The sequence below is a fragment of the Nocardiopsis trehalosi NBRC 14201 genome (assembly GCF_001552555.1).
Taxonomy (GTDB): domain Bacteria; phylum Actinomycetota; class Actinomycetes; order Streptosporangiales; family Streptosporangiaceae; genus Nocardiopsis_B; species Nocardiopsis_B trehalosi.
This window is the reverse complement of sequence record NZ_BCRK01000041.1, coordinates 16,099-38,339: the sequence shown is the minus strand read 5'-3', so window position 1 is coordinate 38,339 and position 22,241 is coordinate 16,099. Positions and strand designations below refer to the sequence as shown.

At 75.9% G+C, this 22,241-nt stretch carries 15 protein-coding genes; 13 read left to right on the top strand and 2 right to left on the bottom strand.

All coding sequences use genetic code 11. The annotated features are described in order from the left end of the window. Positions 1–82 precede the first annotated feature (82 nt). The 13 genes from NT8_RS10235 to NT8_RS10175 all read left to right on the top strand — a co-directional run bounded on the left by NT8_RS10235 (position 83) and on the right by NT8_RS10175 (position 18,417). Entirely contained in the window at positions 83–1,246 is a 1,164-nt protein-coding gene (locus tag NT8_RS10235) for a sensor histidine kinase (protein WP_084468806.1), read from the top strand. A gap of 640 nt (positions 1,247–1,886) precedes the next feature. Beyond that, positions 1,887–3,287 carry a family 2B encapsulin nanocompartment shell protein gene (locus tag NT8_RS10230; protein WP_084468807.1) on the top strand — a complete coding sequence of 467 codons (1,401 nt, stop codon included), beginning with the start codon at positions 1,887–1,889 and terminating at the stop codon, positions 3,285–3,287. Positions 3,288–3,386: 99 nt separating this feature from the next. Continuing rightward, complete coding sequence (locus NT8_RS10225; protein WP_067966816.1) at positions 3,387–4,772, top strand: family 2B encapsulin nanocompartment shell protein; 1,386 nt, start codon at positions 3,387–3,389, stop codon at positions 4,770–4,772. Positions 4,773–4,797: 25 nt separating this feature from the next. After that, the gene (locus NT8_RS10220) at positions 4,798–5,838 is read left to right on the top strand and encodes a family 2 encapsulin nanocompartment cargo protein polyprenyl transferase (RefSeq protein WP_067966811.1); all 1,041 of its coding nucleotides are present in this window, start codon (positions 4,798–4,800) and stop codon (positions 5,836–5,838) included. A gap of 23 nt (positions 5,839–5,861) precedes the next feature. Further along, a complete protein-coding gene (gene ispH, locus NT8_RS10215) occupies positions 5,862–7,127 on the top strand; it encodes a 4-hydroxy-3-methylbut-2-enyl diphosphate reductase (RefSeq protein ID WP_067966808.1) in 1,266 nt (421 codons plus the stop codon). Continuing rightward, positions 7,124–8,935 (top strand): 1-deoxy-D-xylulose-5-phosphate synthase, encoded by a 1,812-nt coding sequence (locus NT8_RS10210; RefSeq protein ID WP_067966805.1) that lies wholly within the window; start codon positions 7,124–7,126, stop codon positions 8,933–8,935. The genes ispH and NT8_RS10210 overlap by 4 nt, the downstream gene beginning before the upstream one ends. Before the next feature lie 102 nt (positions 8,936–9,037). After that, positions 9,038–10,891 (top strand): glycoside hydrolase family 3 protein, encoded by a 1,854-nt coding sequence (locus NT8_RS10205; protein ID WP_067966804.1) that lies wholly within the window; start codon positions 9,038–9,040, stop codon positions 10,889–10,891. Between the two features lie 135 nt (positions 10,892–11,026). Further along, positions 11,027–12,205, top strand: a complete 1,179-nt coding sequence (locus tag NT8_RS10200) for a zinc-dependent alcohol dehydrogenase (protein WP_067966801.1) — start codon at positions 11,027–11,029, stop codon at positions 12,203–12,205. A 264-nt stretch (positions 12,206–12,469) separates the two neighbouring features. Beyond that, positions 12,470–13,255 (top strand): DeoR/GlpR family DNA-binding transcription regulator, encoded by a 786-nt coding sequence (locus tag NT8_RS10195; protein WP_067966798.1) that lies wholly within the window; start codon positions 12,470–12,472, stop codon positions 13,253–13,255. A gap of 24 nt (positions 13,256–13,279) precedes the next feature. Next, the gene (locus tag NT8_RS10190; protein ID WP_067966795.1) at positions 13,280–14,680 is read left to right on the top strand and encodes a GntP family permease; all 1,401 of its coding nucleotides are present in this window, start codon (positions 13,280–13,282) and stop codon (positions 14,678–14,680) included. Between the two features lie 10 nt (positions 14,681–14,690). Next, positions 14,691–16,034 carry a four-carbon acid sugar kinase family protein gene (locus NT8_RS10185; protein WP_067966792.1) on the top strand — a complete coding sequence of 448 codons (1,344 nt, stop codon included), beginning with the start codon at positions 14,691–14,693 and terminating at the stop codon, positions 16,032–16,034. Between the two features lie 56 nt (positions 16,035–16,090). Beyond that, positions 16,091–17,113, top strand: a complete 1,023-nt coding sequence (gene pdxA / locus NT8_RS10180) for a 4-hydroxythreonine-4-phosphate dehydrogenase PdxA (protein WP_067966789.1) — start codon at positions 16,091–16,093, stop codon at positions 17,111–17,113. Between the two features lie 353 nt (positions 17,114–17,466). Next, on the top strand, positions 17,467–18,417 hold the full coding sequence (locus NT8_RS10175) for a fatty acid desaturase family protein (protein ID WP_217999148.1): 951 nt from the start codon (positions 17,467–17,469) through the stop codon (positions 18,415–18,417). A 181-nt stretch (positions 18,418–18,598) separates the two neighbouring features. Here the strand turns inward: NT8_RS10175 and NT8_RS10170 are convergent, their stop codons facing one another. Further along, positions 18,599–19,594, bottom strand: a complete 996-nt coding sequence (locus tag NT8_RS10170) for a DUF2157 domain-containing protein (protein ID WP_067966786.1) — start codon at positions 19,592–19,594, stop codon at positions 18,599–18,601. A 175-nt stretch (positions 19,595–19,769) separates the two neighbouring features. Continuing rightward, positions 19,770–22,160: a Tex family protein gene (locus NT8_RS10165; RefSeq protein ID WP_174549551.1), complete on the bottom strand. Its 2,391-nt coding sequence runs from the start codon at positions 22,158–22,160 to the stop codon at positions 19,770–19,772. Positions 22,161–22,241: the final 81 nt, after the last annotated feature.

Here is a 22,241-nt window from a genome sequence, read left to right as displayed (position 1 = left end):
GGGGGCGCGGCGGCGCGTCCGACCCGGGGATGACGGCCGCCGGGCGGAGGCGCCCGGCGCCCGGCCCGGGTACCGTCGGTCCGTGGACGACCCGGACGCGCCGCCCCTGTTCCGGCGGCTGGGCCCCCGCGAGCTGCTGGGCCTGGACGCCGCCGTCGCGGTGGCCTACACCCTGCTACTCCTGCTCGACACGGTGACCGACCCCGGCCACGCCCCGCTATGGGCGGCCGTCCCCGCCGCGGCCGCCATCGGCCTGCCGGTCGCGGCCCGGCGGCGCCGGCCGGTCCCGGTGTTCGCGGTGTGCGCCGCCGCCACCGCGGCGGCGGCGCTCACCGGTGCGGTGGCCGAGCCGTTCGCCGCGGCCGCCTACGCGCTGTACACGGTGGCGCTGACCGTCCCGCGCCGCCGCTGGGAGCCGACCCTGGCCATCGGCGTGCTCAGCGTGGTGGGCCTGGTGGGCGGCCTGCTCTCCGGTCCGGTCGGCGGCGATCCGGAGGCCACGGCGCGGGCCGTCATCGGGTGCACGCTGCTCAGCGGGGCGTGGACCGTGGGCCGGGCGGTGCGCGAGCGGCGGGCGTACGCCGCGCGGGCGGCCCGGCAGGTCGCCGAGCGCGCCGCCGCCGAGGAGCGGCTGCGCATCGCCCGCGAGCTGCACGACGTCGTGTCGCACACGCTGAGCGTCATCGGGGTCAAGGCCGCCGTGGCCGACCACGTGGCCGACGAGCGGCCCGAGGAGGTCCGCGACGCGCTGCGGGTCATCATGGGGACGAGCCGCGAGGCGCTGGGCGAGATGCGGCACATGCTCGGCGTGCTGCGCGCCCAGGGCGCCGACGAGCCGCTGGCCCCGGCGCCGGGTCTGTCCGGGCTGGCGGCGCTGGCCGACCGCGCCGCGGCGGCCGGGGTGCGGGTCGAGGTGGACGCGGGCGGGGCGGGGGAGCTGCCCCCGGCGCTGGAGCGGTCGGTGTACCGGATCGTGCAGGAGGCCGTGACCAACGTCGTGCGGCACGCGGCCCCGGCCCGCTGCCGGGTGCGGGTCGCGGCCGACGGCGCGGCGGTGCGGGTCGAGGTGGCCGACGACGGCCCCGGCGGTCGCGCCGCCTCCGGGGCCGGGCACGGGCTCATCGGGATGCGCGAGCGGGTGGCGATGCACGGCGGGGAGCTGACGGCGGGCCCGCGCCCCGGCGGCGGGTTCGCGGTCTCGGCCCGGCTGCCGCTGGCCCCCGGTGCCGGCGACACCCGCCTCTGATATCGCGTTATCGACGGCTTTGCTGGTTTATTCCATGATTCGGGGAAAGGTGCGGTAGGTCGGTTTTCGCCGTTCCGTTCCTGATTTCCGGGCGTGTCCGCAAACCGTTCCGTGCGGCGGTCGACGCCGGGTGGTGTACGAAGGGCATTTGTCATGTACGCACGTGCGAACTTGGCCGAAAAGCGCCCGCGATATCCGTTGCCGCAGGTAACGCACGCAAGGTGGGTGGAGGTCCCGGAGGATTTACTCCGACCGAATTCCCGGCTATGCGTGTGACGCGGGATTCCCTGGTGAAAATAGTTCGTCTCTCCACATGTGCCCGGGGGTGCCGGGTAAAGTCGGCCTCGATCGGCGGCAACGCGCGAAAGACGTGCTCGGCGGCGATCCCGACGGCTGCGCCGAATGCGGAAGGGCGGGGGGAAACGGTTCCGCGGTCCTTCCGGTTCCGCGGCTCCCCGGAATACCGAGATTCCGGATGCCATCCGGGGCCGACCCCGGAACCGTGACCTCCCCCGCCTCCACCCGCGTGACGCGCGGCGGTGCCGGCGTTCGTCTCCGCGCGTTCCCCGCGCGGTGCTGTCCCCAGGTGTTCCGCTGTTTTCCGGGTTGACGGGTTTGACGAAGATGGGTGGTGTACATCGTGACGGAGTCGGGTGTTGAGGGCGCGGAGCAGCAGCTCAGTCTCGCCACGGAGGCGGCGCGGAACCTCGCGACCACGACCAAGACCGTCCCGCAGATGCAGGGCATCACCTCGCGGTGGCTGCTGCGCCTGCTGCCGTGGGTCGAGGCGGCGGGCGGCGCCTACCGCGTCAACCGCCGGCTCAGCTACACCGTCGGCGACGGCCGCGTCAGCTTCATCAGTACCGGCACCGACGTCCGGGTCGTGCCCCGCGAACTCGGCGAGATCCCGCTGCTGCGCGGCTTCGGCGACGACGAGGTGCTGCACGCGCTCGCCGACCGGTTCGAGCAGCACGAGTACGAGCCCGGCGACGTCATCGCCGAGAACGGCGCGCCCGTCGAGCACGTCCACCTCATCGCCCACGGCAAGGCGCACCGCCTGGGCATCGGCGAGTACGGCGACCAGACCGTCCTCGGCGTCCTGGTCGACGGCGACCACATCGGCGACGAGGCCCTCGCCGAGGACGTCGACGACTGGGACTACACCGTCAAGGCCGTCACCGCCTGCACCGTGCTGTCCCTGCCGCGCGACGCCTACCAGCAGATCCTCGACAACTCCGAGGGGCTCCAGGCCCACGTGCGCGACGTGCGGGCCGGCTCGCAGCGCTCGCGCAACCAGCACGGTGAGGCCGACATCGCCGTGTCCGCCGGCCACACCGGCGAACCCGACCTGCCGGGCACTTTCGTCGACTACGAGGTCGCGCCGCGCGAGTACGAGCTGAGCGTCGCCCAGACCGTGCTGCGCGTCCACAGCCGCGTCGCCGACCTCTACAACCAGCCGATGAACCAGGTCGAGCAGCAGCTGCGGCTGACCATCGAGGCGCTGCGCGAGCGCCAGGAGCACGAACTCGTCAACAACCGCGAGTTCGGGCTGCTGCACAACGCCGACCTCAAGCAGCGCGTTCCCACGCGCACCGGCCCGCCCACCCCCGACGACATGGACGAACTGCTCGCCACCGTCTGGAAGGAACCCTCCTTCTTCCTCGCGCACCCCCGCGCCATCGCCGCGTTCGGCCGCGAGTGCAGCCGCCGCGGCGTCTACCCGCAGGGCATCGACCTCAACGGGCACTCCGTCCCCGCCTGGCGCGGCGTGCCGCTGCTGCCCTGCAACAAGATCCCGGTCACCCGCACGGCCACCTCCACGATCATGCTCATGCGCACCGGCGAGGAGCGGCAGGGCGTCGTCGGCCTGCACCAGACCGGCCTGCCCGATGAGTACCAGCCGGGCCTGTCGGTCCGCTTCATGGGGATCAACGAGAAGGCGATCATCTCCTACCTCGTCAGCGCCTACTACTCCGCCGCGGTGCTCGTGCCCGACGCCCTCGGCCTCCTGGAGAACGTCGAGATCGGCCGCGAGGACTGACCGCACCCCGCGCCGTCCCGCCCCGGTCCCCGGCGGCCAGCGCCGGGGACCGGGGCCCGCACCCCCGAACCCGTCCCAGCGACCCGCAGGAGCACGACCGTGACCCAGCCCGACACCGGCGGCGCGCACGACCGCCTCACCCTCGCCACGGAGGCGGCGCGCAACCTGGCGTCCACCACCAAGACCGTGCCCCAGGCGCGCGGCACCACCCCCCGGTGGCTGCTGCGCGTCCTGCCGTGGGTGCGCGTCGACGCCGGCACCTACCGGGTCAACCGGCGGCTCGCCTACGCCGTCGGCGACGGCCGCGTCAGCTTCGTCAGCAGCGGACCCGAACTGCGGGTCGTCCCCCCGGAGCTGGGCGAGCTCCACCCCCTGCGCGGGTTCGACGACCCCGACGTCCTCGCCGCCCTGGCCGACCGGTTCGAGCGGCACGAGTACGCGGCGGGCGACGTCCTGGCCCGCGCCGGCGAACCCGCCGACCGGGTCGTGCTCGTCGCCCACGGCCACATCGCGGCCACCGCCCCCGGCGACTACGGCGACCCGGTCCTGCTGCGGGTGCTGGGCCACGGCGACCACTTCGGCGCCGCCGTCCTCACCGGCGGCACCCACGCGTTCACCGCCACCGCGCGCACCGCCTGCACCGTGCTCGTGGCGACCGCCGCCGACCTCCGCGCCGTGCTCGACTCCGCGCCCGCCCTGCGCGAGCACCTGGAGCGCGGCGCCGACCACGCCGGGCCGCCGCGCAACCGGCGCGGCGAGGCCGACATCGCCCTCGCCTCCGGGCACACCGGCGAACCCGCGCTGCCGGGCACCTTCGCCGACTACGAGCTCCGGCCGCGCGAGTACCAGCTGAGCATCGCCCAGACCGTGCTGCGCGTCCACACCCGGGTCGCCGACCTGTACAACCAGCCGATGGACCAGGTCGAGCAGCAGCTGCGGCTCACCGTCGACGCGCTCCTCGAACGCCAGGAGCACCGGATCGTCAACGACCCCGGCTTCGGCCTGCTGCACAACGCGGCGCCCGAGCAGCGCCTGCCCGCCCGCACCGGGCCGCCCACGCCCGACGACCTGGACGACCTCATCTCCCGGCGCCGCTCCACCCGCTACCTGCTCGCGCATCCGCGCGCCATCGCCGCGTTCGGCCGCGAGTGCACGCGCCGGGGGCTGTACCCGCCGATCACCCAGGTCGAGGGGCGGCCCGCCGGCACCTGGCGCGGCGTCCCCCTGCTGCCGTGCGACAAGATCCCCGTCAGCCGCACCGGCGCCACCTCGATCATCGCCATGCGCACCGGCGAGGACGACTCCGGCGTCGTCGGGCTGCGCCCCGGCGCGCTGCCCGACGAGCACCAGCCGGGTCTGGCGGTCCGCTACATGGGAATCAACGAGAAGGCGATCCTCACCTACCTCGTCAGTACCTACTTCTCCGCGGCCGTGCTCGTCCCCGACGCCCTCGGGGTGCTGGAGGACGTGCAGACCGGCCGGTGAACCACCAACGAAAGGGGCCCGCCGCATGGCGACCACCGAGGAGATGACCGGAGGGCGGTCGGCGCGGGAGGTGCTGGCCGACGCGCGCGGCGCGGTCGACCCCGCGCTGCGGGCCGCCGTCGACACGCTGCCCGAATCCTCCCGGCGCATCGCCGCCTACCACTTCGGCTGGCGCGACGAGCACGGCGCCCCCGCCCGCGCCGACGCCGGCAAGGCCATCCGGCCCGCCCTGGCGCTGCTGGCCGCCGAGGCCGTCGGCGGCACCGCCGAGCGCGCGGTCCCGGCCGCCGTCGCCGTCGAACTCGTCCACAACTTCTCCCTGCTGCACGACGACGTGATGGACGGCGACACCACCCGCCGGCACCGCCCCACGGCCTGGAGCGTGTTCGGCGTGGGCGGCGCCATCCTCGTCGGCGACGCCCTCCTCGCCCTCGCCTTCGACGTCGTCGCCGCCAGCGGCCACCCGGCCGCCCACGACGGCGCCCGCCGCCTCAGCGAGGCCGTGCAGCGACTGGTCGACGGCCAGAGCGCCGACATCGCGTTCGAGGACCGCGCCGAGGTCGGCATGGCCGAGTGCCGCCGCATGGCCGAGGCCAAGACCGGCGCCCTGCTCGGCTGCGCGTGCGCCCTCGGCGCGTCCTTCGGCGGCGGCGACGCCGCACAGGTGGCGCACCTGCGGGCGTTCGGCGAGCGCCTGGGCCTCGCCTTCCAGATCGCCGACGACCTGCTCGGCATCTGGGGCGACCCCGCGGCCACCGGCAAGCCCGTCCACTCCGACCTGCGCAACCGGAAGAAGTCCCTCCCGGTCGCCGCCGCCCTCGCGGCCGGCACCCCGCCGGCCCGCGAACTCGCCGAGCTGTACCGGTCCGGTACCGAGCTGACCGGCGGCGAACCCGCGCGCGCCGCCGAACTGGTCGAACTCGCCGGCGGCCGGGCCTGGGCCGAGACCCAGGCCGACCTGCTGCTCGCCGACGCCCTGGCGGAGCTGCGGGCGGCCGGCCCGCCGCCCGGCCCCGAGGCCGAACTCGGCGGCCTCGCCCGGCTCGCCACCCGCCGCGACCACTGACCGCCCGCGAGGAGGCAGCGCCCATGTCCGACACCGCAGCCCACCGGACGGCCCCCGCGCACGGGGCCGGACGCCCCGAACCCGGCCGCGTGGTGGTCGCCGACCGCCTGATCGGCCCCGGGGGCGCCCACCTGCCCTGCCCCGCCGCCGACCTGCTCGACGGCGAACTCCGCCGCGCCGGCGTCGCCACCGGGCGCGGCGACCTGCGCCTGGGCCGTGGGGCCGGCGCCGCCCCCGGCCTCGCGGTCCTCGCCCCCGACGGCCGCAGCGGGCTGGCCGCCGCGGCCGCCCCGGACGACCCCGCCGGCGTCCGCGCCGTCCGCGCCGCGCTCGCCGCCTGGCGCGCCGTCGCCGGGCCGCCGCGCACCGTCCTGCTCGCCGCCCCCCGCTCGTTCTGCGCCGGCGTCGAACGCGCCATCGAGGTGGTCGAACGCGCCCTGGAACTGCGCGGCGCCCCCGTCTACGTGCGCAAGCAGATCGTGCACAACACCCGGGTGGTGGCCGACCTGACCGCGCGCGGCGCGGTGTTCGTCGACACCCTCGACCCCGTCCCCGACGGCGCCACCGTGGTGTTCTCGGCGCACGGCGTCGCCCCCGACGTGCACGCCGCCGCCGCGCGGCGCGGCCTGCGGGTCATCGACGCCACCTGCCCGCTGGTCACCAAGGTGCACGCGGAGGCCCGCCGGTTCGCCGCCCGCGGCGACACCGTCGTCCTCATCGGCCACGCCGGGCACGAGGAGGTCGAGGGCACCCTGGGCGAGGCCCCCGACCGCACCGTCCTCGTCGCCACCCCCGAGGACGCCGCCCGGGTCGAGGTCGCCGACCCCGAGCGGGTCTCCTACCTCACCCAGACCACCCTCGCCGTGGACGAGGCCGCCGCCGTGGTCGACGCCCTGCGCGCCCGCTTCCCCGCGCTGCGCGGCCCCGGGTCCGACGACATCTGCTACGCCACCACCAACCGGCAGGACGCGCTGGGCGCCATCGCCGACGACGCCGACACCGTGCTCGTCGTCGGCTCCGCCAACTCCTCCAACTCCGTGCGCCTGGTCGAACTCGCCGAGCGCCGCGGCACCCCGGCCCACCTGATCGACTCCGCCGCCGACATCCGCCCCGAATGGCTGGCCGGGGCGGCCACCGTGGGGCTGACCGCCGGGGCGTCGGCGCCGCCCGTGCTGGTCGACGCGGTCGTCGCCGCCCTCGGCTGGCTCGGCCCGCTCGACGTCCACGAGCGCACCACCACCCGCGAGACCCTGCGCTTCACCCTGCCGCCGGCGGTGCGGCCGTCATGACCGCCACCTCCGCCGGGCCCACCGGGGCCCGCCTGCTCCGGGGCATCGCCGGCCCGGCCGACGTGCGCGCCCTGCCCGCCGACGCGCTGCCCGCCCTCGCCACCGAGATCCGCGCGTTCCTGGTCGACCGGGTGGCGCGCACCGGCGGGCACCTGGGCCCCAACCTCGGCGCCGTCGAGATCACCATCGCGGCGCACCGGGTGTTCGACTCCGCCGCCGACGCCCTGGTCTTCGACACCGGCCACCAGACCTACGTGCACAAGATCCTCACTGGGCGCCGCGCCGGGTTCGACACCCTGCGCCGCGACGGCGGCCTGTCCGGGTACCCCTCGCGGGCCGAGTCGCCGCACGACGTGGTCGAGAACTCGCACGCCGCCACCGCGCTGTCCTACGCCGACGGCCTGGCCAAGGCGTTCGCGCTGCGCGGCGAGACCGGCCGCCGGGTCGTCGCGGTGGTCGGCGACGGCGCGCTCACCGGCGGGCTCAGCTGGGAGGCGCTGAACAGCATCGGCGCCGCGCCGGAGCGGCCGGTCGTCGTCCTGCTCAACGACAACGGCCGCTCCTACGCCCCCACGGTCGGCGGGGCCGCCCGGCACCTGGCCGGGCTGCGCGCCGCGGCCCCGGGGGCGCCGCCGGCGGGCGGCAACCTCTTCGAGGACCTCGGGCTGGCCTACATCGGCCCGGTCGACGGCCACGACATCGCGGCGGTCGAGGACGCGCTGCGCGCCGCCGACCGGCTGGGCCGCGCCGTGGTGGTGCACTGCGTCACCCGCAAGGGCCGCGGCTACCCGCCCGCCGAGCGCGACACCACCGACCACATGCACGCGGTGGGCCCCCTCGACCCCGCCACCGGCCGCCCAGTGGGGGGCGGCGGCGCCACCTGGACCACGGTGTTCGCCGAGGAGATCGCCGCCATCGGCGCAGCCCGCGACGACGTCGTGTGCCTGACCGCCGCCATGCGCGAGCCCGCCGGGCTGGGCCCGTTCGCCGAGCGCTTCCCCGACCGGGTCTTCGACGTCGGCATCGCCGAGCAGCACGCCGTCACCTCCGCCGCCGGGATGGCCTTCGGCGGCCTGCACCCGGTGGTCGCCGTGTACGCCACCTTCCTCACCCGGGCGCTCGACCAGGTCCTCATGGACGTCGCCCTGCACCGGCTGCCGGTGACCTTCGTGCTCGACCGCGCCGGGATCACCGGCCCCGACGGCCCCAGCCACCACGGCGTGTGGGACGCCGCGCTGCTGCCGGTGGTTCCCGGCCTGCGGCTGGCCGCGCCGCGCGACTGCGGGCGGCTGCGCGAACTCCTGCGCGAGGCGGTGTCCTGCGTCGACGGCCCCACCGCGCTGCGCTACCCCAAGGCGGCCGTCGGCCCCGACATCCCCGCGCTGCGCCGGGTGGGCCGGTGCGACGTGCTGCGCGAGGACCCCGACGCCCGGGTGCTGCTGGTGTCGGTGGGCCCGCTGGCGGGCGCGTGCCTGGCGGCGGCCGACGAGCTCGCCGCCGACGGGGTGCCCGTCACCGTGGTCGACCCCCGGTGGATCGCCCCGCTCGACCCCGGCCTGCTGGGGCTGGCCCGCGCGCACCGGCTGGTGCTGGCCGTCGAGGACGGCTCCGGGACCGGCGCGCTGGGCGCCCGGCTGGCCCAGGAGCTGGCCGGCGAGGGCGGGCGCGCCTGCGCGGCCACGCTGGCGCTGCCGCCGCGGTTCCTGCCGCACGGGTCGCGGTCGCGGCTGCTCGCCGCGCACGGGCTCGACGCCGACGGGATCGCGGGCGCGGTCCTGCACCGGTTGGCGCGGCTGCACCGGGGCTGACCGCGGCCGTCCGGACGCACCGCGTGGCGTGCTTGCCAACGCACGGTGCGTGACCGATCGTGGGAACCCGGGGGAGCGGAGCGGGTCCATCGAGGAGACTGCATGCCTGCGTCCGCTCACCGTGCGCGGCGCCGCCCGCGCGGCGCCGCACCGCTGCTGGCCGCCGGGGCCGCGATCCTGTTCGCCACCGGCCTGGGGCCGGCCCAGGCCGGCGCCCCGCCCGCCTACCTCGATCCGCGGGCCGAGACCGACCGGCGGGTCGAGGACCTCATGGCGCGGATGTCCCTGGAGGACAAGCTCGGCCAGATGGTGCAGATCGAGCGCGCCGCGGCCGACCCGGCCGCGGTCGCCGAGCACCGACTGGGGTCGGTGCTCAGCGCCGGGGGCTCGGGCCCCGAACCCAACACCCCCGAGGCGTGGGCGGACATGTACGACGCCTACCAGCGCGCCGCGCTCGACACCCCGCTGGGCATCCCGATCCTGTACGGGGTCGACGCCGTGCACGGGCACAACAACGTGCACGGGGCGACGATCTTCCCGCACAACATCGGCCTGGGCGCCGCGGGCGACCCCGAACTGGTGCGGCGGGTGGCCGAGGCCACCGCCGTCGAGGTGGCCGCCACCGGGATCGACTGGAACTTCGCGCCGTGCGTGTGCGTGGTCCGCGACGACCGGTGGGGCCGCTCGTACGAGTCGTTCGGCGAGACCCCGGCCCTGCCGAGCGCCATGACCACCGCCGTCGACGGCTACCAGGGCGCGCGGCTGGGCGGCGGCGCCGCGTCGGTCATGGCCACCGCGAAGCACTACCTGGGCGACGGCGCCACCGAGGACGGGACCGACCGCGGCGACGTGCGGGTGGACGAGGAGGAGCTGCGGGCGGTGCACCTGCCGCCGTTCCGCGAGGCGGTGCGCCGGGGCGTGGCGTCGGTGATGGTGTCCTACAGCAGCTGGAACGGCGTCAAGGCGCACGCCGACCGCTACCTCATCACCGACGTGCTCAAGGGCGAACTGGGCTTCGACGGCGTCGTCGTCTCCGACTTCGACGGGGTGGGCCGCATCAGCGGCGGCCGCGACTTCACCGCCGAGGAGCTGACCACGGCGGTCAACGCCGGGATGGACATGGTCATGCTCTCCAAGGGCCACGACCGGTTCGTCACCGACCTGGCCGGCGAGGTGGCGGCCGGCCGGGTGCCGGTGGCGCGCATCGACGACGCGGTGCGGCGCATCCTCACCGCGAAGGTCGACATGGGCCTGTTCGAGGCGCCGTTCGCCCGCCGCGACCTGCTGCCCGAGGTGGGCGGCGAGGAGCACCGGGCGCTCGCCCGCGAGGCGGCGGCGGCCTCCCAGGTGCTGCTGAAGAACGACGGCGGGCTGCTGCCCCTGGCACCCGGGGGCGGGCCCCTGCTGGTCGCCGGGAAGAACGCCGACGACATCGGCAACCAGAGCGGGGGCTGGACCATCACCTGGCAGGGCGGCAGCGGCGACATCACCGAGGGCACCTCCATCCTGGAGGGCATCCGCGCCGCGGCCCCGGACACCGAGGTCGTCTACGACCGGCACGCCGAGGACACCGACGGGCCCTACCGGGCGGCCGTCGCCGTGGTCGGGGAGACCCCCTACGCCGAGGGGTACGGCGACCGGCCCGAAGGGGTGGTCCTGGACGAGGAGGACACCGCCACGCTCACCCGGCTGGCCGAGTCGGGGCTGCCGCTGGTCGTGGTCGTTGTGTCGGGCCGGCCGGTGGACGTGGCCGACCACATCGGCGCGTGGGACGCCCTGGTCGCGGCGTGGCTGCCGGGGTCGGAGGGCGCGGGCGTGGCCGACGTGCTGTTCGGCGCGGTGCCGCCCACCGGGCGGCTGCCGGTGTCGTGGCCCCGCTCCGCGGAGCAGCAGCCCGTCAACGAGGGAGACGGGCAGAGCCCGCTGTTCGCCCCCGGGTTCGGCCTCACCTACTGACCCGGGCGGGCCGCCGGGCGCGGCCGCCGGTCCCACGGGACCGGCGGCCGCGTTTGCCGGTGCCCCGCTCGGCAAGTGGAGGGGGACCGCGATGACCCCGGTCGGGCCGAGGCCGGGGAGGGACGGAGGAACGCCATGAAGGCCGTGGTCTGGCGGGGCGCGCGCGACGTGCGGGTGGAGACGGTGCCCGACCCCGCCATCCAGGAGCCGACGGACGCCGTCATCCGCGTCACCTCCAGCGGGCTGTGCGGCTCCGACCTGCACCTGTACGAGGTGCTCGCCCCGTTCATGAACCCGGGGGACGTCCTCGGCCACGAGCCGATGGGCGTGGTGGAGGCGGTCGGCGCCGAGGTGCCGAACCTGTCGGTGGGCGACCGGGTGGTGGTGCCGTTCCAGATCGCCTGCGGCCACTGCCGGATGTGCGGGGACGGCCTGCAGACCCAGTGCGAGACGACGCAGGTGCGCGAGCAGGGCATGGGCGCGGCCCTGTTCGGCTACACCCGCCTGTACGGCGCGGTGCCGGGCGCCCAGGCGGAGTTCCTGCGGGTGCCGCAGGCCCAGTACGGGCCCATCAAGGTGCCGGCGTCGGTGCCCGACGAGCGGTTCCTCTACCTGTCGGACGTGCTGCCGACCGCCTGGCAGGCCGTGGCCTACGCCGACGTCCCGCCCGGCGGGTCGGTGGCCGTGCTCGGCCTGGGGCCGATCGGCGACATGGCCTGCCGCATCGCCCGCCACCGGGGCGCCGAGCGGGTGTTCGGCGTGGACCTGGTCCCGGAGCGGCTGCGGCGCGCGGCCGAGCGCGGGGTGGAGGTCTTCGACGCGCGCGACGACACGTACGCCGACGCCATCCGCGACCGGACCGAGGGGCGCGGCCCGGACGCGGTGATCGACGCGGTCGGCATGGAGGCGCACGGGGCGCCGATGCAGAAGGCCGCCCAGCGCACCGCGCAGTTCCTGCCGCGCGGGCTGGCGGCCAAGGCGATGAGCACGGCGGGCATGGACCGGATGGCGGCCCTGCACGCGGCGATCGACCTGGTGCGCCGGGGCGGCACGGTCTCGCTCAGCGGTGTCTACGGGGGCGCGGCCGACCCGATGCCGCTGCTCACCATGTTCGACAAGCAGGTGCAGCTGCGCATGGGCCAGGCGAACGTGCGCCGGTGGGTCGACGACATCCTGCCGCTGCTCACCGACGACGACCCGCTGGGCGTGGACGGCTTCGCGACGCACCGGCTGCCCCTGGCGGAGGCGCCCCGCGCCTACGAGGCGTTCCAGAAGAAGCGCGACGGTGTCGTGAAGGTCGTCCTGCAGCCGTGACCCGCGCCGGCCGAGGGCGCCCCGCCGCAGCGGGGCGCCCTCGGCCGTGTCCGGGCCTTCCCGGCGGGGCGGGACGCCGGGGGATCCGGCGGGCGGCGCCCTGGTGGAGGCGGGGGTGGACGCGGGGCGGAACGGGTGACGGCGCGGGACCGGCCGACTCCGATGCGTGGTTTGGTCAAGTTTTCGCCGTCTGCTTGCATTACGTGCTCATTTCGGTCATCGTGATCACGTTCACCTGCGCGAAATGAGCACGAGGGGGATCGGGTGCGCCACCAGCAGCTCCTGGACGCCGTCACCGACGGCGTCCAGCGGGTCGAGGACCTCGCCCAGGCACTCGGCATCAGCCCGTCCACGGTCCGCCGCGGCCTGACGGAGCTGGAGCAGGCCGGGAAGGTGGTGCGCACCCACGGCGGCGCGGTACCGGCGATCGTCGGCACCGAGCTGTCCTGGACGCAGAAGAGCCTGCACAACGCGCAGGCCAAGCGGCAGATCGCGGCCTACGCCGCCGGGCTCGTGCGCGACGACGACGTCGTCCTGCTCGACTCCGGCAGCACCACCACGTTCATCGCCGAGCGCCTCGCCGCCCGGTCCGGGCCCACTGTGGTCACCACGGGGCTGGGACCGATGGCGGCCCTGCACGACGCCGAGGGCATCGAACTGATCGTCGTCGGCGGGCGCGTGCGGCGCCGCCGCGGCTCGATGGTCGGCGACTACGCACGCGGCGTGCTGGAGCGGATCACCGCCGACATCGCCTTCATCGGCGCCGACGGCGTCGTCCCCGGGCGCGGCGTCAACTGCCCCAGCCCGGAACTGGCGGCCGTCAAGGAGTTGCAGATGCGCAGCGCCCGCCGGACCGTCATCGTCGCCGACTCCTCCAAGATCGGCGTCGACGCCCACCCGCACTGGGCGGTCGTCCCGGGCCCCGTGGAGGTCGTCACCGACGACGGCCTGGACGGCGCGGCCGCCCGCGCCCTGCGCGGCCACCCCGGCTGCGTCCCCCACCTCGTTCCCGCCGCCGGCGTCCCCAACCCGCCGGCGTCGACGGACTGACCCCGAGAAAGGGGCACTTCACCCATGGAACTGCAGCTTCTGGCGGCGCTCCTCCTCGGCGTCGCCGCCGCCGTCGGCATCATCCTCCGGTCGCGGCTCGACGCCTTCATCGGCCTGCTCGCCGGCGCCCTGGTCACCGGCGTCGTCGCCGGCGTCCCGGTCACCGAGCTGGTGGAGCTCATCACCACCGGGTTCGGCAACACGCTCGCCGGGATCGGCATCGTCATCGCCCTCGGCGTCATGATCGGCAAGGTGCTGGAGGAGAGCGGGGGCGCCGACGCGCTCGCCAAGCTCTTCGTCCGGCTGATGGGCAAGGGCCGCGAGGACGTCGCGATGACCGCCACGGGCGCCGTCGTGTCCGTCCCGGTGTTCTGCGACTCCGGGTTCGTCATCCTGCACCCGCTGGCGCGCTCCCTGGCGCGGCGCTACGGCAAGCCCGTGGTCACGCTCAGCCTGGCGCTGGCCGGCGGCCTGTCGATCACCCACCACATGATCCCGCCCACGCCCGGCCCCCTGGCCGCCGCGCAGGCGTTCGGCGCCGACCTCGGCGCGGTCATCCTGGCCGGCACGCTGTTCTCCCTGCCGCTGCTCCCGGTGGTCGTCGCCTACGCCCGCTTCATCGGCCCGCGCCTGGAGCCGCTGCGCGAGGCGTCCCCGGTCGAGGAGCCCGTCGCCGCGGACGGCTCCGCCGCCGGCGCGTCCGGCACCGAGCCGGTGCGGCGCACCGCCGACGGCCGCGACATCGCCGAGGAGCCCGGCACCCCGCCCATCGGCGCCTTCCGGGCGAGCATCCCGCTGCTGCTGCCGCTGGTGCTCATCCTCGGCAACACCGCCGCCGGCGCGGCCGGGCTCGACAACGCCCTCGGCGAGTTCCTCACCTTCATCGGCAACCCGGCGATCGCCCTGCTCATCGGCCTGGCCGTCGCCGTCTACCTGCTGCCGCCGCGCGGCACGAGCCGCTCCACCGTCCTGGGCTGGCTGTCGGCCGCCGCCGCCTCCGCCGGGATGATCGTCTTCATCACCGGCGCGGGCGGCGCGTTCGGCGAGGTCCTGCGCGGCTCGGGGGTGGGCGACGCCCTCGCCGAGGCCGTCTCCTCCTGGCCGGTGCCGATGTTCCTGATGCCGTTCCTCATCGCCAGCTTCGTCCGCGTCGCGCAGGGCTCCGGAACGGTCGCCATCATCACCTCCGCCACCCTCAGCGCGCCCATCATGGACGCCGCCGGGGTCGACCCGGTCCTCGCCGTCCTGTCCGCGTGCTCCGGCTCCATCGTCTTCTCCTACGTGAGCGACTCCTACTTCTGGGTCGTCACCCGCTTCACCGGGCTCTCCGGCGGCGCGGCCATGAAGATGTGGAGCGGCATGACCACCCTGCTGTGGGCCGCCAGCCTCCCCCTGCTGGGTGTGGCCGCCCTGATCCTGGGATAGGAGGGACTCCGTGGCCCAGGTCCTCGTCGTCGCCGACGACCTCACCGGCGCCAACGCCACCGGCGCCCGCTTCGCCCGGTCCGGGATGCGGGTGGCCACGGTGACACCCGAACACGTCACCCGGGCCGCCGGGGACTACGACGTCGTCGTCGCCAACCTCGACAGCCGCCACCTGCCGCCGGCCCAGGCCGCCGACCTCGTCACCGACGTGATCGAGGCGGTCTGGCCGGTGGGGCTCGTGGTCAAGCGCACCGACACCACCCTGCGCGGCAACATCGGCGCCGAACTGGAGGCGGCGTGGCGCGCGGTCCGCGACCGCGTGCCCGCCACCACCCCGGTGCGGGCCCTGTTCGCCCCGGCGTTCCCCGCGTCGGGCCGGGTCACCGTCGACGGGGTGCAGCTCCTCGACGGCGTCCCGCTGGAGCGCAGCGAGCTGGCGTTCGACCCGCTCAGCCCCATGAGCACCAGCGTCGTCGCCGACATCGCCGCCCGCCAGACGAGCCTCGCCGTCCGGCACGTGCCGATCCGCCAGGTCACCCAGGGCGTCCTCGGAACCGCCCTGGCGGCGGGGGACGAACCCATCGTGCTCTGCGACGCCCTCACCGAGCAGCACCTCGCCGACATCGCCGAGGCGGCCGCCGAGGTCCACCGCCGCGACGGCACCGTGTGGGTGGCGGTCGACCCCGGACCGGCGGGCGCGCTGCTCGCGGACGCGCTGCGGCTGCGCGGCCGCGCGGCGGCGGCCGGCCCGCTGCTCGCGGTCGTCGGCAGCGCCACCGAGCTGACCCGCCGCCAGGTCGACGCGGTCGCCCGCACCGGCCCCGTCCGGTTCGTCGAGGTCGACGCGGCGCTGCTGGCCGGAGGCGACCCCGGCCACCGGGCCGCGCTCCTGCGCGACCTCGCCGGCCACCTCGCCACGGCCGTCTTCCCCGAGCTGGTCGTGGTCCGCACGGCCGGGTCGGCCCGCGACGTGGTCGACCTGCCGCCCGACGCCAAACGGCGGCTGCCCGCCGCCCTCGCCGCGCTCGTCACCGAGGCCGTCCACGGCGCCCCCACCGCGCCCAGCGGCCTCTACACCAGCGGCGGCGACGTCACCTCCGCCGTCCTCGACGCGCTCGGGGCGCACGCCTTCGAGGTGGGCGGTGAGGTCGTCCCGCTGGCCGTGCACGGCCAGCTCACCGGCGGACCGCTCGACGGCACCCCCGCCGTCACCAAGGGCGGCCTCGTCGGGGACGACACCACCCTCGTGGAGTGCCTGGGCAAGCTGCGGCGCGCCGTGCGGGCGCGCACGCGCACCGTCCCCGCCGAGGTCTCCGAACACGTCCTGCCCCTCGGCCTCCGGCCGCCCCGCTGAGAGGCCGCCCCCGCGCCGCCGCCGGGCGGCGCCCACCAATTGGGAGGAAACCCGACATGACCGAACGCCCGACCCTGGCCGTCACCGTCGGTGACCCGGTCGGAATCGGCCCCGAGATCACCGTGCGCACCCTCGCCAGGATCGGCGACGCGGCCCCCGCCCGCGGCGTCGTCGTCGCCGACCCCGCGGTGCTGCGGCGCGCCGCCGCCGTGTGCGGCCTCGACGTGGCCGTCCGCGCCGTCGACACCTGGGATCTGCCCGAGGAGGCCCCGGGCACCATCGACTGCTTCGACATCGGCGCCCTTGGCGACACCGAGCTGCCGTGGGGCACCGTCGACGCGCGCGCCGGCGCCGCCGCCGTCCGCGCCATCGAGGTCGCCACCCGCGCCGCCATGGACGGGCGGGTCGCCGGCATCGTCACCGGTCCGATCAACAAGGAGGCGATCTGGGCGGCGGGCAGCGAGCACCTCGGGCACACCGAGATGCTGGGCGCCCTCACCGGCGTCACCCGGCAGAACACCATGTTCGTCGTCCGCGGCAAGAAGATCTTCTTCGCCACCCGCCACGTCTCGCTGCGCAAGGCCCTCGACCAGGTGAGCGCCGACCAGCAGGTCGCCGCGATCGAGGAGGCGCTGACCGCGCTGCGCGTGTTCGGCCACGACAGCCCCCGCCTCGCCGTCGCCGCCATCAACCCGCACGGCGGCGAGAACGGGGCGTTCGGCGACGAGGAGATCAGCCACCTCGCCCCCGCGGTCGAGCGCGCCCGCGCCGGGGGCGCCGACGTCTCCGGCCCCGTGCCCGCCGACTCGGTGTTCCACCAGCTCCTCCAGGGCCGCTTCGACGGGGTACTTTCGCAGTACCACGACCAGGGCCACATCGCCGCGAAGACCTACGACTTCGACGGCACCATCTCGGTCACCGTCGGCCTGCCCATCCTGCGCACCTCGGTCGACCACGGCACCGCGTTCGACATCGCGGGCCAGGGCGTGGCCGACCCGGGCACCATGCGGTCCGCGTTCCTGCACGGGGCTGATTTCGCCCGGTTCGCCGACCGCATCCGCGCCGAGTACGGTGGCTGACACAGACGCCTTGATTCCGGGTAGCAGCCCCTAGGGGGGTGCGCGCACCACCGCGCACCGGTGTGCGGACGCCATCGCCGCGCCTCCGGTCCGCGCCTAGATTGAGGGCACGGGCCGGAGACGGCGGCGAAGCCGACCGTTCCACAGCCCAGCACGGCCGCCACGGGAACCGCCCGGGCGGCACCCGACCTGAGGGGGCCCGAATGGCCACAGTGATCGGCCCGAACGACACGGGGTACGCCTCCGGGGGAGCGGAGGCCGCCGCCTCCGCGATCCGCGAGCAGCGCGAGTCCGGCGGGAAGCGCGGCAGCGACTACTCGCAGCTGTCCCGGCGGATCGCCGACGCCGGGCTGATGGAGCGCCGGCCCGGCTACTACGTCGTCCGGTTCACCCTGCTCGGCCTGGCCCTGATCGGCGGGTGGACGGCGTTCGCCCTGATCGGCGACTCCTGGTGGCAGCTCGCCGTGGCCGTCTTCCTGGCCGCAGTGTTCGGCCAGGTCGGGCTCGCCGCCCACGACCTCGCCCACCGCCAGGTGTTCCGCACCCGCCGCCCCAGCGAGGCCGTCGGCCGTGTCCTCGGCAACCTCGGCATCGGCATGGGCTACGGCTGGTGGCAGGACAAGCACACCCGCCACCACGCCAACCCCAACCACGAGGACCTCGATCCCGACGTCGCCCCCGACCTGCTCGTCTGGTCGGAGGGCCAGGCCCGCGAGGCCAAGGGCGTCGCCCGCATCCTCGGCGGGTGGCAGGCGTGGCTGTTCTACCCGCTGCTCCTGCTGGAGGGCATGAACCTGCACGTGCAGAGCGTGCGGTCGCTGTTCCGCCGCTCGACCCGGCGCCCCGTGCTGGAGGGGGTGCTGCTCTTCGCGCACTTCGCGCTCTACCTCGGCGCCCTGTTCACCGTGCTCTCACCCGGCAAGGCGCTGGTCTTCCTCGCCGTCCACCAGGGACTGTTCGGGGTCTACCTCGGCACCATCTTCGCCCCCAACCACAAGGGCATGCCCACCGTCACCGGGGAGGACCGGCTCGACTTCCTCCGCAAGCAGGTCCTCACCTCGCGCAACGTGGTCGGCGGCCGGTTCACCGACGTCGCCTTGGGCGGGCTCAACTACCAGATCGAGCACCACCTGTTCCCGAGCATGCCGTCGCCCCACCTGGGCCGGGCGCGGACGATCGTACGCGCCTACTGCGCCGAGATCGGCGTGCCCTACCACGAGACGGGTTTCGTGCGCTCGCACGCCGAGGCCCTCACCTACATGCACCGGGTCGGCGCCCCGCTGCGCCGCCGCGCCGCCGCGTGACCCGGCCGGGCCGCCGCCCCGCGGCGGCCCGCCTCCACCCGCCGCACCTCGATCGTCCGGCCTGTTCCCAGGCCCTTCGGACCGGACCGGGCCGGCGGGAGCGGCACCGCGTTCGGGAGGCCGTACCGCCGCCCGGGTCCGTCCCCGGGTCCGGCGGCCCCGGGCCGCCCGCGGCCGCCGGTCAGCCGGTCCCGGCGGGGCGCCGGCCGCGGTGCAGCCGCACCCCCGTCCAGCTCGCGACCAGCAGGATCGCGCCCGCCAGCAGCAGCACCGCCGCCACCGTCACGGCGCCGTCGGTGAGGTCCCACACGGCCTCGGGCACCGCCACGGTGATCCCCAGGACGCCGAACACCAGCAGCACCCCGGCGGGCTCCCACCGGTAGGCGGCCAGGCAGGCCGCCGCGACGGCCAGGGTCAGCCCGTACCCCCAGGCGGTCTCGCCGCCCCAGAACGTGGGCATGTGCGCGCCCGCCAGGGCCAGGCCGGCGCCGAGCCCCAGCGCGAGGCGGCGGTGCGCCAGCACGCCCGACGCGCCGAGCGCCGCCCACCCCAGCCCGTTCGCGATCAGGGCCAGGCCGAGCGGCAGCCCCACCTCGGTCTCGGGGAGGGAACCGACCGCCTCGCCCACGACCGAGCCCACCAGCAGCCAGCCGAGCACCCACGACGCCACCAGGCCCACCGCCGACGGCAGCAGGGCGTACCCGGCCGCCGCCACCACCAGCCCGGCGGCGAACGCCCCGATCGGCGGATCGGCGTCGAACCCGACCCCCACGGCCAGCGCGGTCGCCGCGGCGGCCACCGCGCTCAGCGTCCCGGCGACGCGCCGCCGCACGTCCGGCACCCGGTGGGCCCGCCCCCGCAGGGCCCCGGGGCCGCCCGCCATCACCAGCGCGCCGCCGAGCGCGGCGACCGCGACGGCGGCCAGCAGCACCACCTGCATCGTCTCGGACAGCACGTCCCACGAGGTCGCCACCAGGGCGGCCGCCCCGGCGAGCACCAGGCCGCCGCCGACGTAGCCCACGATCTCCGCCCAGCGCGCCCCGGGGCGGTCGGGCCGGGCCGCGCGCAGCGCGTCGAGCACCGCCGCGGCCTGCTCCGGCGACACCACCCCGCGTTCGACCAGGCCGCGCAGCGCCGCCTCCTCCGGGGTGCCCGTCCGGGCGCCGTTCGATGCCACCGGTACCGCCTCCTCCGTCGTCTGGTGATCCGTCCACCCCATTGCACCGCGGACCGGCGGAGCGCGCCTGAGTACGGGTACTCAAAGCGGCCGGACGCAAGGGGGCGGAAGTAAAAAGGCCGGGGGTCGGGGCGGACCGCGGCCCGCCCCGACCCCCGGCCCCCGGCCGGTGGGGTCAGCCCCGGCCGGTGTCGAGGCCGGCCCGGCGCAGCGCGTCGGCCATGGCGCCGCCGGCGGGGGCGTCCGCGCGCCCGCCCCGGTCGCCGCGACCGCCCTGGCCGCCGCGCTCGCGGCCGCGTCCGCCGCCGCGCTCCCCGCCGCGCCGGCCGCGGTCGGCCCGTTCGCCGCGCGGGGCCCCGCCCTCGGCGGGCGCGCCCTCCGGCTCGTCGTCCAGGCGCATGCTGAGCGAGATCCGCTTGCGGCGGGTGTCGACGTCCATCACCTTGACCCGGACGATGTCGCCGGGCTTGACCACGTCGCGCGGGTCCTTGACGAAGGTCCGCGCCAGCGCCGACACGTGCACGAGCCCGTCCTGGTGGACGCCCACGTCCACGAACGCGCCGAACGCGGCCACGTTGGTGATGACCCCCTCCAGCACCATCCCCCGCTCCAGGTCGGCCAGCGTCTCCACGCCCTCCCGGAACGCGGCGGTGGTGAACGCGGGCCGCGGGTCGCGGCCGGGCTTCTCCAGCTCGCGCAGGATGTCGGTCACCGTGGGCAGGCCGAACACGTCGTCGACGAAGTCGCGGGGCCGCAGCGCGCGCAGCACCGAGCCGTTGCCGATCAGCGCGGGCAGGCCGGTGCCGGCCGTGTCCAGGATGCGGCGCACCACCGGGTAGGCCTCCGGGTGGACGCTGGAGGAGTCCAGCGGGTCGTCGCCGCCGGGGATGCGCAGGAACCCGGCGCACTGCTCGAACGCCTTCGGGCCGAGCCGGGGCACCTCCTTCAGCGCGGTGCGGGTGCGGAACGGGCCGTTGGCGTCGCGGTGCTCCACGATGTTCTGCGCCAGCCCCGGGCTGATGCCCGACACCCGGGTCAGCAGCGGCGCCGACGCGGTGTTCACGTCGACCCCGACCGCGTTCACGCAGTCCTCGACCACGGTGTCCAGGGACCGCGACAGCTTGGCCTCGGCGAGGTCGTGCTGGTACTGGCCCACCCCGATCGACTTGGGGTCGATCTTCACCAGCTCGGCCAGCGGGTCCTGGAGCCGGCGGGCGATCGACACCGCGCCGCGCAGGGACACGTCCAGGTCGGGCAGCTCCTGGGAGGCGTAGGCCGACGCCGAGTACACCGACGCGCCCGCCTCCGACACCATGACCTTGGTCAGCTTCAGCTCGGGGTGCAGCTTGACCAGCTCCCCGGCCAGCCGGTCGGTCTCGCGCGAGGCGGTGCCGTTGCCGATGGCGATGAGCTCCACGGCGTGCGCGCGGGCCAGCCGGCCCAGCACGGCCAGCGCGGCGTCCCACTTGCGCTGCGGGGCGTGCGGGTAGACGGTGTCGGTGGCCACCACCTTGCCGGTGCCGTCGACCACCGCCACCTTCACCCCGGTGCGCAGCCCCGGGTCGAGCCCGAGGGTGGGCCGGGCGCCGGCGGGCGCGGCCAGCAGCAGGTCGCGCAGGTTGGCGGCGAACACGCCGACGCCGTCGTCCTCGGCCCGCTGCCACATGCGCATCCGCAGGTCGATGTCGAGCCGCACCGACACCCGCGTGCGCCACGCCCAGCGGACGGTGTCGAGCAGCCACCGGTCGGCGGGGCGGCCCCGGTCGGCGATGCCGAAGTGGCCGGCGATCGTGCGCTCGTAGTCGCTCGGCCCGGTCACCTCGGCGGCGGGGCCCGAGGGCGGCTCCTCCGGCTCCAGGGTGAGGGTGAGGACCTCCTCCTTCTCGCCGCGGAACATCGCGAGCACCCGGTGGGAGGGCAGGTCGGTGAACGCCTCGGCGAAGTCGAAGTAGTCGGCGAACTTGGCGCCGTCCTCCTCGCGGCCCTCGCGCACCCGGGACACCAGGCGGCCGCGCGCCCACATGCGCTCGCGCAGCTCGCCGACCAGGTCGGCGTCCTCGGTGAACCGCTCCACGAGGATCGCGCGGGCGCCGTCGAGCGCGGCGGCGGTGTCGGCCACGCCCTTCTCCGGGTCGACGTGGGCGGCGGCCTCGGCCTGGGGGTCGCGGCCGGGGTCGGCCAGCAGCAGGTCGGCCAGCGGCTCCAGGCCGGCCTCGCGCGCGATCTGCGCCTTGGTGCGCCGCTTGGGCTTGAACGGCAGGTAGATGTCCTCCAGCCGCGCCTTGGAGTCGGCGGCGTTGATCCGCGCCTCCAGGGCGTCGTCCAGCCGGCCCTGCGAGCGGATGGACTCCAGCACCGCGGAGCGCCGCTCCTCCAGCTCGCGCAGGTAGCGCAGGCGCTCCTCCAGGGTGCGCAGCTGGGCGTCGTCCAGCCCGCCGGTCGCCTCTTTGCGGTACCGCGCGACGAAGGGGACGGTCGATCCCTCGTCCAGCAACCGCACGGCCGCGGTCACCTGCTGCTCCCGGACCCCGAGCTCGTCGGCGATCCGCTGGTCGATAGTCGTCACTGGGGCTGCTCCACCTTCTGGTTCCGGGTCACCGATGCATTGTCCTGACACCGGGCCCGGTTGTCACACCGCCCCGCGCGC

What these genes read in the sequence shown, in the direction of transcription:
- NT8_RS10220 (WP_067966811.1), top strand. Translation starts at nt 4,798, where the DNA reads ATGGCGACCACCGAGGAGATGACCGGAGGGCGGTCGGCGCGGGAGGTG.
- ispH (WP_067966808.1), top strand. Translation starts at nt 5,862, where the DNA reads ATGTCCGACACCGCAGCCCACCGGACGGCCCCCGCGCACGGGGCCGGA.
- NT8_RS10210 (WP_067966805.1), top strand. Translation starts at nt 7,124, where the DNA reads ATGACCGCCACCTCCGCCGGGCCCACCGGGGCCCGCCTGCTCCGGGGC.
- NT8_RS10205 (WP_067966804.1), top strand. Translation starts at nt 9,038, where the DNA reads ATGCCTGCGTCCGCTCACCGTGCGCGGCGCCGCCCGCGCGGCGCCGCA.
- NT8_RS10200 (WP_067966801.1), top strand. Translation starts at nt 11,027, where the DNA reads ATGAAGGCCGTGGTCTGGCGGGGCGCGCGCGACGTGCGGGTGGAGACG.
- NT8_RS10190 (WP_067966795.1), top strand. Translation starts at nt 13,280, where the DNA reads ATGGAACTGCAGCTTCTGGCGGCGCTCCTCCTCGGCGTCGCCGCCGCC.
- pdxA (WP_067966789.1), top strand. Translation starts at nt 16,091, where the DNA reads ATGACCGAACGCCCGACCCTGGCCGTCACCGTCGGTGACCCGGTCGGA.
- NT8_RS10175 (WP_217999148.1), top strand. Translation starts at nt 17,467, where the DNA reads ATGGAGCGCCGGCCCGGCTACTACGTCGTCCGGTTCACCCTGCTCGGC.